Below are 16,552 nucleotides of genomic sequence, written 5' to 3'. Positions count from 1 at the left end.
ACGTTTTACCTTTAGCCTACCAGCAATTTCTTGAGGTTTACCAGTAGGAAAAGTACCAGTGGACTATACATGAGCAGGTGGTATTTGAGTCTGACCTGCCAGTAATATTTCATACCGATCCATAGCCTGCTACGCTGGCCAAGCCGGAAATAGTCGGGTTTGGTCAATTGGAACCGCTCATAGTCGATGGCCTTATGGTTTTCGTAGCGTTTGAGGATCTTATCGTACTTGTCGCTGATCTCTTTTAAGATCTGTTTTTTTTCCGGGTTGTCGTTTTCGTAGGTCTTGGCATAGCGGAGCTGGTTGTAGAGTTCTGCGATTTCGAGCGCGCAGTCGTGAAACCGGTGTGATTTGAGCACGAAGTTTTCGGCACTTTCCAGCTGGCTGAAGAGCAGGATGAGTACCGAGAGGGAAACCGAGGCGAAGTTGACCTGGGCATCGCTTAAGGTGATGAGCCAGAAATTCAGGCCATAGACATTGACCAGGCCAACAATGATCAGGTAGGCCGAAAGGTAGCCAACGCACTGTCCGGAAAGGCGTTGGAGGATTTCACTCCGGTGGCTGGCGGCAAATCGGGCACCTTTGGTACTCCAGAGCTTGTAGTTGAGTTCAGTTTCGAATTCTTTGAGGAGGTACGGCGGAAGGGCGTTGCGGTATCTTTTGATGCGCCTGGCACGTTGGCATTTTTTCCAATGGTTGAAGAGTGTTTGGAGCATTTTCTCGTTAATTTATTTTTTATGTTGCCAACTGTTGTTTGCCTTTATGGCTGAAAAGGTGCTTAAAGACCTTTTTAGCGCTAGATTTGGGGCATGATGTCAGCTGAGAACAGACGAATTTATAAAATATCCCGATAGGATGGCTATGGGAAACCGTAAGTACTTTGTTTTGAGTATATAAATGCGCAGCAGCTATGGGATATTTTGAGGTAGCGCGGACTTCGGAACTGCGCTAGGGGCTTTTATTAAGAAATTAATTTTTAAAGGGCGGCTCGGGAATAGCGATAGGTTGCAAGAGGTAATCATCTTTGATGCTAGCTTCGTGGGTGATAATTATTTATTTCAGGAGTGTTTGGTTTTTAATGGCTTGCTGATGAGCCTTGGTTTGCCTGCCCGCCTTGTGGCCTATCGGCTTTGCCCGATGGAGCGATTTGGTGTCTACGGTTTCTATTGGGGTGATTTGTTAGTTTTCTTTTTCTTATTGGCTTTGGGGAGGCCGGTGTGGTTTTGATGAATTGATTGTTTTTTTGGGGTGTTGGAACTGGCTTTGATGTGACGGTCTTCCAGGATTTTGGTGGGCTTGATAAGCTGAGTTCAGCGATGAGTGTAGCGCTTGGGGTTTACTTTTTGTCGGTGATGATGTAGTGGAGAGATGCTGATGTGCCGCTTTTTTATTTTTTGGCTTTTTTTGTCTGGTTCGCTTCTTGAGCGTAAAAAGGAATACTTCAGGCTGAAGCGTGTTTCGGAACAGAAATAACTATCGATTAACTAGCAATCTCACGATAAGGGTGATTGAAGGTGGATGGAGTGTTAGTTAGAAATTTGAAGTTTCGTAGTCGATTTTCAATTCATTTTATTTAATATCGCTTTTGAGTTAATCAAATATGTAATTATGATTCAAGATTCAGCTGCGCTATTTCAGGATTTTTCCAAACATTTTAATTCCAGGCTTAGTCTTAGCGATTTTATAGATGCTGAGCCGTTGTTTAAGGAAGTGATCGACCAGAAAGTGCAGCCAGGGTTGCTTCACGCGATATTGCTGCCTTGTGACGGTCAAGTTTTCAGCCAGCTTCGGGCGTTTAATTACCATCATTTATTGGAAAAGCTGATGGCTAGCATGACCATTATTTCGGAGGCAGAAGATATTTACTGTTCGAAACTGGATAAGGGAACTTTTGAGCGCTTTCGGAATATTTTTGTAGATGAGCTCAGGCAAGCGAAGGTGAGAATCAACGAAGAAGAGGGCTATTTCGAAATTTTCTGTTCTAAACTGGCGGTGGAACTGATATGGTCACCTTTCTCGCAGTTTCATGCGGAGCTCACCAAGCAACTTGATTACTTTGAGCGTATAATCGAAATGAAAAGCCTAACAGCATCCAGGCAGGAGGCGCTTGGCAGTTTGTTTCTAAATTCAAAGGTACCCACACCATATTCTTATTTTATCCTAGCCTTTTTAGCTGAAAACCTTGGAATTCCTTTAAAATTATCCTAATGCTTACACCAATAAAACTAGACGACGACCGGCTGAAATATCCGGGATATTATAATATCAATCCGATTGGCTTCGAGTTCAGCCAGTATGCGCGCTATCCATCTATGGATGGATTAGCCGGTGAGCCTCCTTTTTTGGATGAAAATTACGGGCGAATTGTCCATAGTGGTGGCAGTTATGGTGATTCCAGATCGATGCCTAATTATCTCCGGGATTTTCCAGAAAAGATAATCGATTATTTACGGGTGCCCATGAGGAAAATTCCAGTTTACCGATTTGAGGACTACAGGCACATCCAACCTTTTGTGGATTCGCTAAAGGTGCGCTACCCCGACCAGGAGATTCTACTCAGGGGACAAGGCAAAATCCACACGATTGAAAGGACAAAGGTGGAAAAAACCATACTCTTCGGCGAAGAAGATCCCATAGAGCCGTCCTTTTATCCGAGCTTTGCCAGGCTCAACTTCAATGATTTTTTCATTTATAACCTCTGGATCAGCTACACGGGAATGATGTTGGACGACATCAGGTTCGATTTAAAACCTATCTTAATGCCTCACCAATATCAGGATTATTGCAGGGATATTATGGCGATCAAAGGTTCACCAAAATTTATGTTTATTGCCCTGGGTATCGCACAACATTATGGTTTGCCCAGCATCGGTCTGGATCTGACCAAAGACCTTAAAGTGGCCAGCTGGTTTGCATCTCATCAGATGTCGACTAAGAATGGAATGACCACTGTTGCTCCGCTAACCGATTTTGATCATTCAACCCTTTTCATTTTCGGATGTCCAAAGGATCAGGTATTTTCGCATAAAGCCATCAAGGCTAAGTTTATTGACAATGGCCGACCAGATCGGCAGGACGCCTGGTTTTGTCACACGGGATGGGGCTGCGCAAAAAACCAAATTGCAGAACATTTGATCGCTGCCATCCGCCTGGATAGTTCGATACTCGGCGAGTTCGAACCAAGCTATCACCGTTCGCTTTTTCCCGATCGGGATAAGGACTTGATGCTCAATTTCTTTTTAGATGTCATCGAAAGTGGGGACTTAATGGGCGAGGCAAAAAGGGCATTTGAAAGGATCTATCGTTTACATGAACTGCATTTTTAGCGGTTTGTGCCACAAGCTTCTTCGATAGTCAATTTTGCAGAAAGGCTTGTCATCCCGGAGTACCTCTACCAAAGGATTTTATCGCTTCAGTTAATCGGAATATTTCACTTTCGGTATTATAATAATGAACGGATGCCCGCAGGATATTGCTTAAGCCCTCCTTGTCCATGTAGACTGGGGTTGCTTGCGCGCCACCAATGGAAAGGTTAATTCCCTGGCTGTTCAGGTAGTTTTTGAGTTCGGTACTGTCTGCTCCGTCTACAGAAAATGTGACTATGCCGGACAGCTGCCTGCCCTCGTCATGGATATGGATGTCGCTTTGTTCAGAAATGGATTTGCGCAAGATTCCAGACAACTGCCGTATGCGGTCCCAAATTCTATCCAATCCAATGCCTAACGCGTAATCCACCGCGGCACCAAGGCCTAGGGTAAGGGCCCGATTTTTTTCATATAACTCAAAACGTCTGGCATCTGCCCTCAAAGTATATCCCTCTAAAGAGACATTACCTGCAGCGAGAAAATCTTTTAACACTGGCTTGATTTGGTCCTGAACTGTTTTCTTGACGAATAGAAATCCTGTGCCCCTGGGTGCCCGCAGGTATTTTCTGCCGGTGGCGGAAAGCATGTCGCATTTGATTTTTGTTACGTCAACGGGCACTTGGCCAACACTCTGACATGCGTCCACAAGATAAAGGATTCCGTTTTTTTGAGCGATCTCACCGATCGCTTCGACAGGTAGGACGCTTCCGCCTGAGGATGATATATGGGTAACCATGATGAGCTTTGTCCTTGGACCAATGGCGTTTTCAAGTTCGGTAATGGAAAAATTCCCCTGGGCATCATTTGGAATGACCCGAACACAAACTTTTTCGCTGCGCTGTGCATCCACCAGACCAATAAGGTTGGTGACGTATTCCATCTCGCTGGTCAGTATCTCATCACCTGGTTGAAAGCTTAGGCCACCGAAGGCAGTTCCCCAGGCCGCACTTGCATTCTCAAAAAGCGCAATTTCATCACTTTGGGCACCAATAAGACTGGCGACCTTTTCGTAAACGGCGTTAAGTTGCCCCGAGTATTTAGCCTCGGTCTCATAGCCGCCATGCTTCGCTTCTTCTCGCAAGTAATCCAGCATCGTTTCCACTACCACATCAGCGGGCAGGGAGGCGCCAGCATTGTTGAAATGGATTAAGGTTTGGCATCCGCTGGTCTGCGAGCGGATAAGTTCGATATCTATTGTGATTGGTGGTGGTTTCATGTGGGCTAAAATAAGCGGTTTTTTCGTTTTTCTACAGTTTGTTGCTGAAGGTCGTGAAAAATTGATCAATTCAAAATGCTTAGGTGGTATTTGGTCGAATGGTCGGTTTTTCGGCTCGGCAGCGAAATAAAATTCGGAAATATCTAGTAACTAAATCACTAGTGGCTTGCTTTCCAATTTATGCAGGAGTTCTATCCTGCTACTCACCTGGGCTTTGTAATAAATATTCTGCGTATGGCGAGACCGTGGCGGTGGCAATGAAAAGCTTGGCTGCAATGTCTTGCTCATTCATTCCTTGTCGGAGCAGTCCGATGATTTCAGTTTCTCTGGTACTGAAGTCGTATTGCAACAGGTTGTCTTCAAATTGTTGTTCGCTGGGTTTGGTGCTGGAGAGTTGTTCGAGTTTCTGGAAGGCGAGTTTTTGTTTCCGCACGGAATGCGACATAAATACCGAGGTGCTGAGGATAAAGCCGCCGTTGGTAAACAGCACTTCGACCCACTGGCTGACCTGAAGGTAAGAAAATAAGGTCATGCAGACCCAGGGCAATACCGCGCCGTAAACGAGCAGGGCTTCCCATTTACTGACCACCTGACCATCGGGTCCCTCCTCCCGGAACTTATAGCGGATGGCTCGCCGGATGACCCAGAGCACGAAGATGGAATAAAAGAAGGGCACGATCATATCCCATTTGATGGTGGCTTTAAGATCTTCGGTGAAAAGGTAGAATCCGGCAAAAAGACCAGGTATGGCAGAAGCAAAAATAACGGTACGCCGTACAGCGCCTGAAAGCGCAGTTTTTCCAGGCTAAGGGTTTTGTAGAAAAAGAAGGGGAAATACGAGGCCATCAGAAAGCCCGAGCCACACGCAATAATATTCTGAACGGTAATCGGCAACGGGATTTGTGGATCGGGAAAAAGCCCGCCAATGATTTTGTAAAACAGCAGCAAGATCAGTAAAATCAGGTAGTACCTGCGGGACTGGTCCTGTGGCCGGGAAAGGTAATGGGGCAACTGGTAAAACACAAGCATACCAAATTCAAGGATAATGAATATAAAGGTCAGCAGGTGCATCTGGGAATTGAACACGAGCATGAAGTAGAAAAGCTAAAAAGGTCAACAAAATTTAATCTTCCGAACGGAAGCAGTACAGGGGAAAGCCGATGTCCAGGGTCTCATAACATTCCAGGCCTGCTTTCCAGTAAAAGGCGAGGTTCGTTTCCGTCGAGGATTCCAGTACCAGCTGGCGGTTGAGGGTGGAAGCATCCAGAAGGAGTTCACGCAAGAGCGTTGTCCCGTACCCCTGGCCTTGCGATGAGGTTTCAGTACCGATAAACCAGACATAATAAAGATGCGTACTGCCAAAATGCGCCTGGTGCAAGCCTGCGATGGTTTTCTCCTTAAAAATTGCTTTTAGCATTCGCTTAGGTCCGGTAACCTGGAAAATGAGTTTCAGGTCTCGAAACAGGGAAGACAAGCTCGTGCGCTTGCGGTCGGGAAAGAGCACCAGGACAAAACTGCGCCCGCTGTCATCGGACAGGACTTTGCCGGACCGCTTGCATTCCTGGATAGCATATTCCATCAGCCGCTCGCGCCTGCGGGCAGCCTGAGGTCCGTTTCCAGTCAGCTGGCGAACGCTTTTATTTTCGGCAAAGGCATCACTCAAGGCAGCGCGCAGCTGTCCGTATTCGCTTTCGCAGGTCAGGTTTTTCATGAATTTAGATTTAAAAAGATAGATAAAATCTGCTAAGGAAAAAAATATTAAGGGCACCCCGGCTTTGTGACCAGTTCAGAGGGGCTGGCGGGTTGCAAAAAACAAATACCCTGGAGGCCCTTAATAGCTTTAACCGATGGGTTTTCCGGCATGATCAAAGGCCAGGCCGATAAGCTGTCCGATGGTCTTCTCGAGCGCTTCGCGGTGGATGATGGGGCTCGAAGCGTTTGAAGATCAATCACTCACAAATGTTCAACACTTAATAAATATGCAGCAGAGAACGTTGGCATTTATAGAAAAATGAATTTTTAGCTACTTAATCTCAAAAAATCGCAGAAATCTTTTTTAGATGAATTTTAAAATATTGCTTCAAAATTCAAAAATAAAAACTACTTTTATGCTAAAGTATTTGCAGTAAAAAAGGGACATAAAAGCGGTGAGTCATTAGGTGATTATCTAACCTAAAACCCATTTAATATTGATTAAACGCACATTTTATGACGTTGTTCGGACCCCAGCGGGTTAAGGACCATTGTACTCTGGAAGGTTATCAAGGTGACAGCCGCTTAAGACCAAATTTATATTAGAGTAATCAATAAATTAGAGCTGGTAAGCATAAGCACTGAGCTTTTAGATATGTTTCCAATAAATTTACTTCTGCATTTCCTAGAGCCTTACCGTGTTAAAACACATCAATGCATTCGACCAGGAAATCTGTATTTAACATGGCACCATCCCAAATATCCCCTATCAAAGAACGCCCCGCGACATTATTCAAATGAAAGACCCTGAAACGAATTTTATCATTAAAGATGGCTACTGGGAAATAATACCCTGCAGGTGTTGAAACTCAATATTAAATCTCGACCCTTTAAGTAGGCGCTAGCTACCACTTCGCCCTTTTTCGTCAGCATCACCGCGGTCTCGATCCTGGGTTTGCCTCACCTTAGTATTGCCAAAACGCCAGCTAAAACTCATAGAAACCCTGCGGCTCTCAAAAGTTCCAAAGTCGGTATAATTCAGGCTACCAAAATTCACGCGGGTATAATTTCGCTGCGTCTTAAAAATATCACTAATCCCAACACGCAATGATGCCTGTTCTTTAAAAAGTCTACGGCTGGCGCTGGCGCTGACATTAGCGCTGCTCAGCTGGTAATAGATCAGGTTTTGGGAAGCTGAGGTATAGCGTCCACTGATTTGCAGCTGGTATTTACCCGGCAGTGCAAAGCGCTGGCTGGTCGAAAATTGGAACCGCCATTTATCCTGATCCAATTGACCTTGGAATATAGCGCCGCGGAAATGATCATTACCGGCATTAACCTTGTTCAGCATATTCCACCACTTACTTACCGTCATGGGGTAATTGAGGTCAAAGTTAATCGTTTGCATCTTTCCTGCATTACCCGGCATCTCCGTTAAAATATTGCCGGACTGAAAGTAAAGGATACTAAAGTAATCATCCGCCCTACTGTACGTGCATGTAAGCGTAATTCGGTCATTAAAAGTATAAGATAACTCCACCTGACTATTACGCTGCACCCTCAAGCCTGGGTTACCAGTTTGCCGGTTCAGCGGGTCTAGCAGGTAAACGAATGGTTGCAGGTCACTATAATCCGGCCGGATAATCCGGCGGCTCAAAGATAGCCGGAAATGATGTTTTGCACTCGGCTTCCAGTTTAAGTAGAGTGAAGGCAGTAAATTTAAATAGCTGGTATCGGGTTTGGTCACTTGGCTGGTTTTACCTTTGGCATCAGTTTGTTCCACCCTTAAACCCATTTGCCAGCCCCAGCGGGGGTAAGATCCGGATAAACTACCGTAAGCGGCTCGGATCTGCTCGCTGTAATGAAACTGATTCGTATTCTGGTTATTATCCGTTTCTACACCAGCGATTTTTAAACCAGCCTCTGCTTTGAGTTTATTTTTCCAGCTGTGCGTATAATCCGCTTTTAGCGTGCTAATGCTGATTCCGGTCTGTGTTAGATAACCAGTGGCTACCTCGCCGGTGGTCAATAAAGTGATCTGGCTTTCCTTGCGAAAATCAGCACGGTCAAGATCTAGAGTCAATTCTGTTCCCAATGTATCACTATAACGGTAATTTAGGTTGTAAGTATTCCAGTGACGGGTATTGGGATTTTGACTATTTGTCTGATAGCTGTTAGCCCCTTGCCGGGAATAGGTATCATAGCTGCTGATATTGGTACTGGCCTCCCGTTCAATGATACCGCTGAAAGTGCTCTTGCTGTTAATTCCGTAATCCAGAGCAATGCGGAAAACAGGATCGCTCCATGTGTCCAAGTTACCGGTTTGCTGATTTAGTATGCCAGGATTTAATTGCCTTTCTTTAACATTCTCACTCAGGTAGCCGCCCCTGTGCCAGGCGGCGTAACCGCTCACGGCAAGTTTCCCTGCACCGTAATTAACAAGCCCTGAAAGGTCAGCCCAGTTATTCACCCCCTGAGAAGTACTCAGATCAAGGTTGCCAGTGACTCCTTTTACCAGACCTGCAGTTTTGATATTGATGATACCTGTATTTCCGTTCACCTCGTATTTAGCGGGCGGATTACTGAGGAATTCTACCTGTTTAATATTACCCGTTGGCATTGCCTTGAGCATTTTGGCCAAATCGCGCGCGGTCATTTTAACTACCTTATCATTGATCATGATCTGTACCTGGGATTTTCCGCTCATCAGGATCGCATCCTCGTTATCGCTGATGGTAATGCCCGGCACTAGCCCTACAATTTCCAGCCCGTTAGCTGCAAGTTTCTTTACGCTTTCGTTTACACTGATTATGCTCCTGTCAGTTTCCTGCCGGATCATGGACTGCCTGCCCTGAATATTGACTTCCTTGAGCTGACTGACCTCTGGTTGCAGGAGTATCGTCCCCAATGCCCGCTGAGTGGTGAATACAGTATCAGGTTTGTAGCCGAGTGCGGTAATAATAAGTTGATCCAATCCAGGTAGGTTAGCACTGAAGTAACCTGCGGTGTCGGTTAAAATTGTTTTGCTGAGCTGGGTACTTGTATACAAACGAACAACTGTACCGGGTAAAGCCTTTCCTTTTTCATCGGTGACTTTACCATTCACCTGAGCTAACGCATTCAGCCCACTCAAACAGATAACAATAAGTAGTAATATTTTCATGGCTCAAAAGTGAAGTTATACCCTGCCCCCATCGCTTCAGAACATGATTTGAGCCAACTAATTCACCATATGATCCTTGGGGCTTTTTCCGGTCACCTTTTTAAAGGCGCGGTTGAAAGTGGATTTTGAGTTAAAACCAGCATCGTAAGCAACTGCCAAAAGATTAAAGTTCTGATAAGGGGGAGTTTTCAACAGCCGGATCGCTTCTTTTACCCTGAACTCATTCACATAATCATTAAAGTTTTTTCCATAAACGCCGTTAATGACCTTGCTCAGTAAAGATGCATTGGTGCCGATCTTTTTAGCCAGATCAGTCAAGGTCAATTCAGGTTCGAGGTAAATTTTCTGAGCAGTCATCAGCTCATCGACTTTTACTTTCCATCCTTCCATCCAGGACTGATCCTCGGGGGGAAGGATAATCTTTCCGGCCACGGGTTGCAGAGGTTGGGTGTAAGAGGTGAGCAGACGAGGTTCGAAATTGAGTTTAATGATAGGTTTCGCGCTGTAGGCGCTGATGGCCATATAATAGGTGATAAGTGCAAAGGCGAAGAAATAATACCAGGCGCGGACATAGAAAAGTTCGATGAAAGCTGATAAGATGTGTTCTGAAAGGAGCAATATTGTTAATAGAGCGAAGGCATATAGAAAGTTGCGCAACCATTTGAAGCTGGCGGCATCTGCAAATGAAAACTCAAAATCAGAAAATATAAGATACTGGCGGTGATAACGTATAGCCAGGACAAGGTAGATCAAAATACTTAATCCCCATGTCCAGCCGTACCAAGCGTCAAAGTCCGGGTCGGTTTTGCCGTTCATCAGGTAATAATTTCCAATAAGCAACTTATCTGTGATTACCACAAGTAAGCACCAGAGTAGATATAACGAACCAGGGAGGAAATGCAGCCAGTCTTTACGCGTTAATCTGTAATGGGCATTGGTCAGGCTCTTTAAATAAAAATAGAGCAATGGGCCAAAAAACAGCGCATTAATAAAGGGGGTGTAAAAAAGAAATTCCCTGTAGGGTTGGGTATCATACCAGCCAGCAAACCCGGACATCCAGGGAAAGATAAACAATGCCGACAAGAAACAAAAAGTTCCCAGTAGCCGGTCCGCAAGTCGTTCCTGCGTTATCCCTCGCTTCAAAAAAAGGAAGGCATATACACACAGGTGGGTAAAAAAGATCAATAACAGCGAACTTCGCAGCCCAAATTCAAAAAGCATACCCGAAGATAAAGATTTCCGGGCTTGAAATAAGTGTCAAAACATAATCTGACACATCGCAATGCTACTCTAGATATCTGTTTTGAACCGCGCTAGGTAATTCTCGATCTGAGATATAAGATAATCAGGCAGATTCAATAGTTTGTATTTCTCCCCGCCTTAGGGGGGGCAAGCGCATCAGTAATGTGCAGCGAGCCTACATAAAACCGAATAGCCGTATTATGCGGGGACAGAAATTCTTTGGGTGCTGCAATAATTTATTTGAATATTTATTTTAAGCATTTCTCAGCTCAACCCCTCCTTGATTGAAGATGATTAGTTGTTCATTCTAACAGAATCACGACCTTCTCTCAATGAAGCTTTTAAGAATTAGTCTTTCCACGCATTAAAACACCAACTACCGAAACTTTTGCGGGCTGCTTTTCGTTTCTCCTATAAACCACATCGTTATGAAAATATCTCAGCTTATACTTCCCTTTTGCTTTTTCATCTCGTTCCATACTGCATTCGCCCAGGATGAATCATCCTACACTTTTAAAAAGCCATCTGCAAATGGTACTGGGAAGGTTTACCTGGGTAGAGAAATTGCCCACGTCATGAGCTTTGAGGGTGTAGATTGGCTGGAACGCAACAGCAGAACGCAAGAAGAAAACACCATATTGGCCGTAGCTTCCCTGCCGATAAAAAATAATAGTGTAGTGGCCGACATCGGTGCGGGCTCAGGGTTTTACACCTTCCGGGTTGCCCAGCGCATCCCAAAAGGCAAAGTCTATGCGGTGGAGATTCAAAATGACGCCATTGCCTATCTTAAGAAAAAAGCTCTTGAGGATAAATTAGCGAACGTTGAAGTAATCAAGGGCACAGAAAAATCTCCTAACTTACCCCCTGCTTCCATCGACTTGGCTTTTATGGTGGATGTTTACCACGAGTTATCACACCCTGTAGCCTATCTGGCTGCTTTAAGCATGGCACTTAAACCAGGGGGCAGGCTTCTGCTACTGGAGTATAAAGAGGAGGATCCGGCAGTAGCCATCAAAGCTGAACATAAGATGAGTGTAAAACAAGCGAAAAAAGAACTAGCGGCCAACGGTTTTAAACTAGTCAAAAACGGCACATTTTTGCCGCTGCAGCACTTCTTGCTTTTTGAGAAAACAGTCAATTAATTGAAATCCTCTTTAATCTAATATTTTTATTTAGCTGACAAGATCATGATTTCAACGAATTTGTCGCGCTTTAATTTGGTTTAGGTCATATATAATCAACAACTTAATCGTATTGTTGATAAGTATGATTCTATTTCAGATGTTATTCTTAATGTTGCTTACGGTTGTTTTTCTGTCACAGATATCGACAATATTTGTGACAAAAAACATGAAACTCTTGGAAGCATATATCCTGGCGTTTCGATAATATTTGGATAGTGAATTTCAATTATCCTAGGGTCTTGATCACTCGCAACGGCAAAAGTCCGTGTCGACCGATTAAGTCGTCACATGTATGATGTTTATCATCTATCACAAAATGATAAAACTCTATCTGCTATTGAAGACCAAAATTTATATGAGACGATTGTCGCCCATCGATATGAATATGCCAAAATTGGTGGCCTAGATTATAACAAGCATAATCCACTAACATTAGATCCTATTCCGCATGCTGATTTCATCAAGCGTGGGAAGCCGACTATAACAAGATGCGAAGCGAAATGATCTACGAACAAAATCAAACTAGTTTTCAAGATCTGGTTGAAAATATTGAGCAGTTTAAAAAAAAGCTATCTTCGGTTTCATGGAAATTTAGTCTTGAATTTGATAGCTAAATATTTTTATTTCCTAAATTCAGACGGTTATTAGTGCAATAGTTTTTATTTTGCTAACGCTAGGGAAATAATTTTTATCTAGAGGTTTAAAAAATCAATAATTAGGATTCTAATAGTATAACTTTTCTTGTTTTTTAAACCAAAATTTTGGACATGCGTAGCATTTTAATGATGTGTCCAGGTTTTAAAAAAAAATGGAACAATAAGGCCTTGTATGGCTAAACCGACTGCGATTAAGCACGTTACACCAAAAATATTTTCTTCATAACACTCTATTTATTAGTGAGCTTACAAATAATTTAAAATTGTTGCAACGGGTTCAAATTAATCGGTTTGTCCAAGATTGGATTACCACTCAATGACATACAAATTAAAGGCATTACAAAAGAATTAACCTAAGGATTCAGTATTCCATCGAGTTGCATGTACCTTTTGCCGTTCTTTTCAGGTTTAGATTTACTTCCATTATCAATAATCATAACTTTGGGAATACTGCTTTGAAGGCCAAAACACCTGGGAAGACCGTCTCCATTTGGATTACCACTTTTTATAAAGTTTACCAGGTAAGTGCATAAACCAATTAATTTGACCCCTTTCTGCCAATTGTCCAAAATACAGAAAAGCAAAACTTTACAGCAAATTTATTTCCGGTAAGACGGGGTCAATATGCTCTAGTTTATCCAATTTGACAAAGGATAATACGAATACAGATCGTAAAACAAGCACAGCAACAAACATAAAAACGAACATAACGAAAAGCACGAAAAGCAAAACAACAACAAATACGGAAATAAACACAACAATGAATACTAAAAATATCACAAAAATAAATACTAAAAATTAATTGGTTTGTCCAAGATTGGATTAGCACTCGATGAAAAACAAATTAAAGGCATTACAAAAGAAGTAAACTATGGATTCAGTATTCCATCAAGCTGCATATACCTTTTACCGTTCTTTTCAGGTTTAGATTTACTTTGATTATCAATAATCATAACTTTAGGAATGCTGCTTTGAAGGCCAAACCACCTTGGAAGACCGTCTCCATTTGGATTACCACTCTTTATAAAGTTCACCAGGTAAGACTGAAAGACTTTTGAAGTTTCAAAATCCTCACTTTCCCATTTATAACTCTTATTTAGTTTTAGATTCCCAAGGGCGTACTCAATATCCGAAGCATGTACCGCGCCCATGACGTCGGTATTGTATGATCCCTGTCCGATAAAAGTTGGACGTTTTCTAGAGAACAGATATCGATAAACTGGAAACCCGTTTGTTTTACTATGCACATCAATCCATTTCCATGTAGAATAGGAAATAAAGCGATCGCTAGCAAGGTCAGTTGCTAACTGCGCGACCTGTTCATCTGCAGTTGCCGGATACAGTGCCAATATTTCTCTGCTTTTGGAAGTAAAGAGCTTTTCAACTCCGGCCTTATAATTTTCAAGCGTAGGTTTCTGATTGGAAAGAACACTATTCATACTTCGCTCTGCAGTGTTCCATCCAGCCAGGAGTGGCACATCCATCTGGCGACCGTAACTGTAGGTATTAAGTGGTTGTTCTACGAAAAAGTAACCGTCTACCGTTAGGGGAAACCAGTAATCTTTTGAGCGCTTTAAAAGCTCTTTAGTGGGAATTTTTCGCAACTCATCAATGCTATTTGCTCCGCAAGCTTTAGCGAATTCCTCCCCTATCTTCTCCGCATTTGCTAAGCTCACAGGTGGTTCGAATCCTAACACTGACCCGCTTTGCCCTATAGCCCCATGAAAAAGTCCTTTTGAAAGTGGAGAACACATCTGGGCAGAAACCGACATAGAACCCGCGGATTCCCCAGCAATGGTGATTTGACCTGGATTTCCCCCAAAAGCGGAAATATTGCGCTTCACCCATCGCAGCGCTTCATTCTGATCCTGCAATCCATAGTTACCAGAACTTCTCTGTTTACTTTCTTTGGACAGGCTAGCATGCGCTAAGAATCCAAAAACACTTAACCTGTAATTTATAGTGATAAAAATAACCCCTTTGCTGGCCATGCTTTCTCCATCATACCTCGGCTCTGAACCATCCCCACTGGAAAACCCTCCTCCATGAAAATAGACCACTACTGGCAAGGACTTACCATCTTTTATCTGAGGTTTCCAGATATTAAGATACAGGCAATCTTCACTTTCTTCGGCGCTTCTAAATACCATGTCATCATAACTGTTGCGCTGAGGAGACCTGGATCCGAAAGCCATCGCGTTTTTTATTCCATTCCACTTCTTTTTAGGGACTGGTGAATGCCATCTGAGCTCACCAATGGGGGCTTCAGCGTAAGCAAGACCCTTGAAAGCTACCACAGAGCTGGACAAAATAGCGCCCCTGATTTTCCCTTCCTTAAGCGTGACCAAAGTTTCATCTTTTGCAATTTTAGTCTGAGCGAAAGCGTGGCTCAATGAAAATAATAGAAACAACAGCGTAGTATATTTTTTTATTTTAATCATAATCACCAGATATGGGTCGTGGAAGACCCTTTATTTATAGTGTAAGAAAAAGTCTGATCTCCCTCAACGACTTTGATCGTTTGTGGTTCAGTCGAATTATTAGAGACGATAAGCACCCGTTTTCCCTCCGGGGTTAAAAAGGCTACATTGCTAACCTTTGTGGTAAGAGTGCTTTCAATTCTTGATGATCCAAAGGGAATAAATTTGGATGCATGCGCAATGACATAATAGGCCAGGTTCCGCTCAACTTTATCTCCATCTATGGTTACCGCTCCCTGACATATTGAACAGCCGCCATTGTCTGTATGCGGGTTATATTTAGGATCCGCAGCGAGGTTCCAAAGAATCACATTTTTACTCCAGTTCCGTAAAGCACCGATGAGGATCCTTCCAACAGGATAAGCGGTATTGAAACCACCATCCTTGCTTACAGCCATCATTTCAGTAAAATATATGTTTTTATCGGGGAAGGCATCATGTACTTTGCCCATCGCAGAAGTCTGACCGGCATATAAATGAAATCCTGAACCATCAATGTAGCTTGCTGCTTCTCTGTCTGCCAAGATCGAAATGGGATATTCCGGGGCATCACAATTGTGGTCGTACAGAACAATTTTAGTTTTTATACCTTCTCGTTTAAAGGCGGGTCCGAGATGATCGCGAATAAAACGAAGCGCTTCTTTGGCCAAAAACTGCATGCTGGGTGTATTACCATCATTGAAAGGTTCATTCTGAATGGTCACCGCGTCAATGGCAATTCCATGGCTTTTCATGGCCTGGATGTATTTCACAAAGTAACTGGCATAAGTGCTATAATATTTATCCATTAATCTGCCACCCTGAACATTCTGGTTTGACTTCATCCACACCGGGGCGGACCATGGGGAACCCATAATTTTTATTCGTGGGGATATCGCTAAAATTTCCTTTAAAACAGGCACCACATCTTTTTCATCCTGTGACAAGGAAAAATGCTTTAACTCTGCATCAGTTTCCCCTGCTTTGAGGTCATCGTAAGAAAAGACATATTCATTCAGATCAGATGCCCCGATGCTCACCCGGAGATAACTAATCCCGACCTGGCCCGGTCCATTTCCAAAAAGTTCACTGAGAATCCTCTTCCTTTGCGGAGCGGACATGCGAATGAGGTGTTGCGCACTGCCACCTGTCAGCGCAAAACCAAACCCGTCAACAGATTGATATTTTTTTTCGGCGTTGATGTTAATGATTTCTGTTTGCCCATTTCTTGCCTCGAGACTGGTCATTTTTGATAAAAGCATCGTTTTATCATTGCTGGTCTCCCAACCTTCCACCTTCAGTTGTGCCTGGAGCAAAAAAGGAAAAGTATTGAGTAACAAAACTAGAATGAACGCATGCTTGAATGCATAAATGGACTGGAGGTATCTGGGCATAAAGGTATACTTGGTTTACACAAAGTTAAGCTCCAGGTTATCCCTTTTTTAATAGGATTTTAACAATTTATAATGTTTTGAATTGATGACCACCAATTTGACCAACAAATCCTAATCCTCCTTAGTCGTTATAAAAACGATCATTCCTTTTGCAAACTTTCTAGTCGCGGGATGATCCTGA

The 16,552-nt window shown here is 43.2% G+C and carries 12 protein-coding genes; 3 read left to right on the top strand and 9 right to left on the bottom strand.

Annotated elements, in window-relative coordinates; all coding sequences use genetic code 11:
* Positions 1–11: 11 nt before the first annotated feature.
* Positions 12–716, bottom strand: a complete 705-nt coding sequence (locus ACZZZI_RS12050) for an SLATT domain-containing protein (protein ID WP_463489554.1) — start codon at positions 714–716, stop codon at positions 12–14.
* Between the two features lie 892 nt (positions 717–1,608).
* Here ACZZZI_RS12050 and ACZZZI_RS12045 point away from each other — a divergent pair.
* The gene (locus tag ACZZZI_RS12045) at positions 1,609–2,208 is read left to right on the top strand and encodes a hypothetical protein (protein ID WP_463489553.1); all 600 of its coding nucleotides are present in this window, start codon (positions 1,609–1,611) and stop codon (positions 2,206–2,208) included.
* A complete protein-coding gene (locus ACZZZI_RS12040; RefSeq protein ID WP_463489552.1) occupies positions 2,208–3,326 on the top strand; it encodes an FRG domain-containing protein in 1,119 nt (372 codons plus the stop codon). The genes ACZZZI_RS12045 and ACZZZI_RS12040 overlap by 1 nt, the downstream gene beginning before the upstream one ends.
* A gap of 49 nt (positions 3,327–3,375) precedes the next feature.
* Here the strand turns inward: ACZZZI_RS12040 and ACZZZI_RS12035 are convergent, their stop codons facing one another.
* The 6 genes from ACZZZI_RS12035 to ACZZZI_RS12010 form a co-directional block, all read right to left on the bottom strand.
* Positions 3,376–4,581, bottom strand: coding sequence for an aminotransferase class V-fold PLP-dependent enzyme (locus ACZZZI_RS12035; protein WP_463489551.1), 1,206 nt, complete (start codon positions 4,579–4,581; stop codon positions 3,376–3,378).
* 199 nt (positions 4,582–4,780) lie between these two features.
* The gene (locus ACZZZI_RS12030) at positions 4,781–5,263 is read right to left on the bottom strand and encodes a LuxR C-terminal-related transcriptional regulator (RefSeq protein WP_463489550.1); all 483 of its coding nucleotides are present in this window, start codon (positions 5,261–5,263) and stop codon (positions 4,781–4,783) included.
* Positions 5,260–5,667, bottom strand: a complete 408-nt coding sequence (locus ACZZZI_RS12025) for a hypothetical protein (protein ID WP_463489549.1) — start codon at positions 5,665–5,667, stop codon at positions 5,260–5,262. The genes ACZZZI_RS12030 and ACZZZI_RS12025 overlap by 4 nt, the downstream gene beginning before the upstream one ends.
* A gap of 37 nt (positions 5,668–5,704) precedes the next feature.
* Positions 5,705–6,292, bottom strand: a complete 588-nt coding sequence (locus tag ACZZZI_RS12020) for a GNAT family N-acetyltransferase (RefSeq protein ID WP_463489548.1) — start codon at positions 6,290–6,292, stop codon at positions 5,705–5,707.
* A gap of 882 nt (positions 6,293–7,174) precedes the next feature.
* Positions 7,175–9,436, bottom strand: a complete 2,262-nt coding sequence (locus ACZZZI_RS12015; protein ID WP_463489547.1) for a TonB-dependent receptor domain-containing protein — start codon at positions 9,434–9,436, stop codon at positions 7,175–7,177.
* A gap of 57 nt (positions 9,437–9,493) precedes the next feature.
* Positions 9,494–10,657, bottom strand: a complete 1,164-nt coding sequence (locus tag ACZZZI_RS12010) for a helix-turn-helix domain-containing protein (RefSeq protein WP_463489546.1) — start codon at positions 10,655–10,657, stop codon at positions 9,494–9,496.
* Positions 10,658–11,106: 449 nt separating this feature from the next.
* Here ACZZZI_RS12010 and ACZZZI_RS12005 point away from each other — a divergent pair, with 449 nt between their 5' ends.
* Entirely contained in the window at positions 11,107–11,820 is a 714-nt protein-coding gene (locus tag ACZZZI_RS12005) for a class I SAM-dependent methyltransferase (protein WP_463489545.1), read from the top strand.
* A 1,567-nt stretch (positions 11,821–13,387) separates the two neighbouring features.
* Here ACZZZI_RS12005 and ACZZZI_RS12000 read toward each other — a convergent pair.
* A complete protein-coding gene (locus ACZZZI_RS12000) occupies positions 13,388–14,959 on the bottom strand; it encodes a carboxylesterase/lipase family protein (protein ID WP_463489544.1) in 1,572 nt (523 codons plus the stop codon).
* A gap of 2 nt (positions 14,960–14,961) precedes the next feature.
* Complete coding sequence (locus ACZZZI_RS11995) at positions 14,962–16,371, bottom strand: glycoside hydrolase family 30 protein (protein ID WP_463489543.1); 1,410 nt, start codon at positions 16,369–16,371, stop codon at positions 14,962–14,964.
* Between the last annotated feature and the right edge of the window lie 181 nt (positions 16,372–16,552).

It is taken from the genome of Pedobacter sp. AC190 (genome assembly GCF_979258025.1).
Note: the sequence above shows the minus strand (reverse complement) of the source record. Positions and strands in the feature narration are given on the sequence as shown.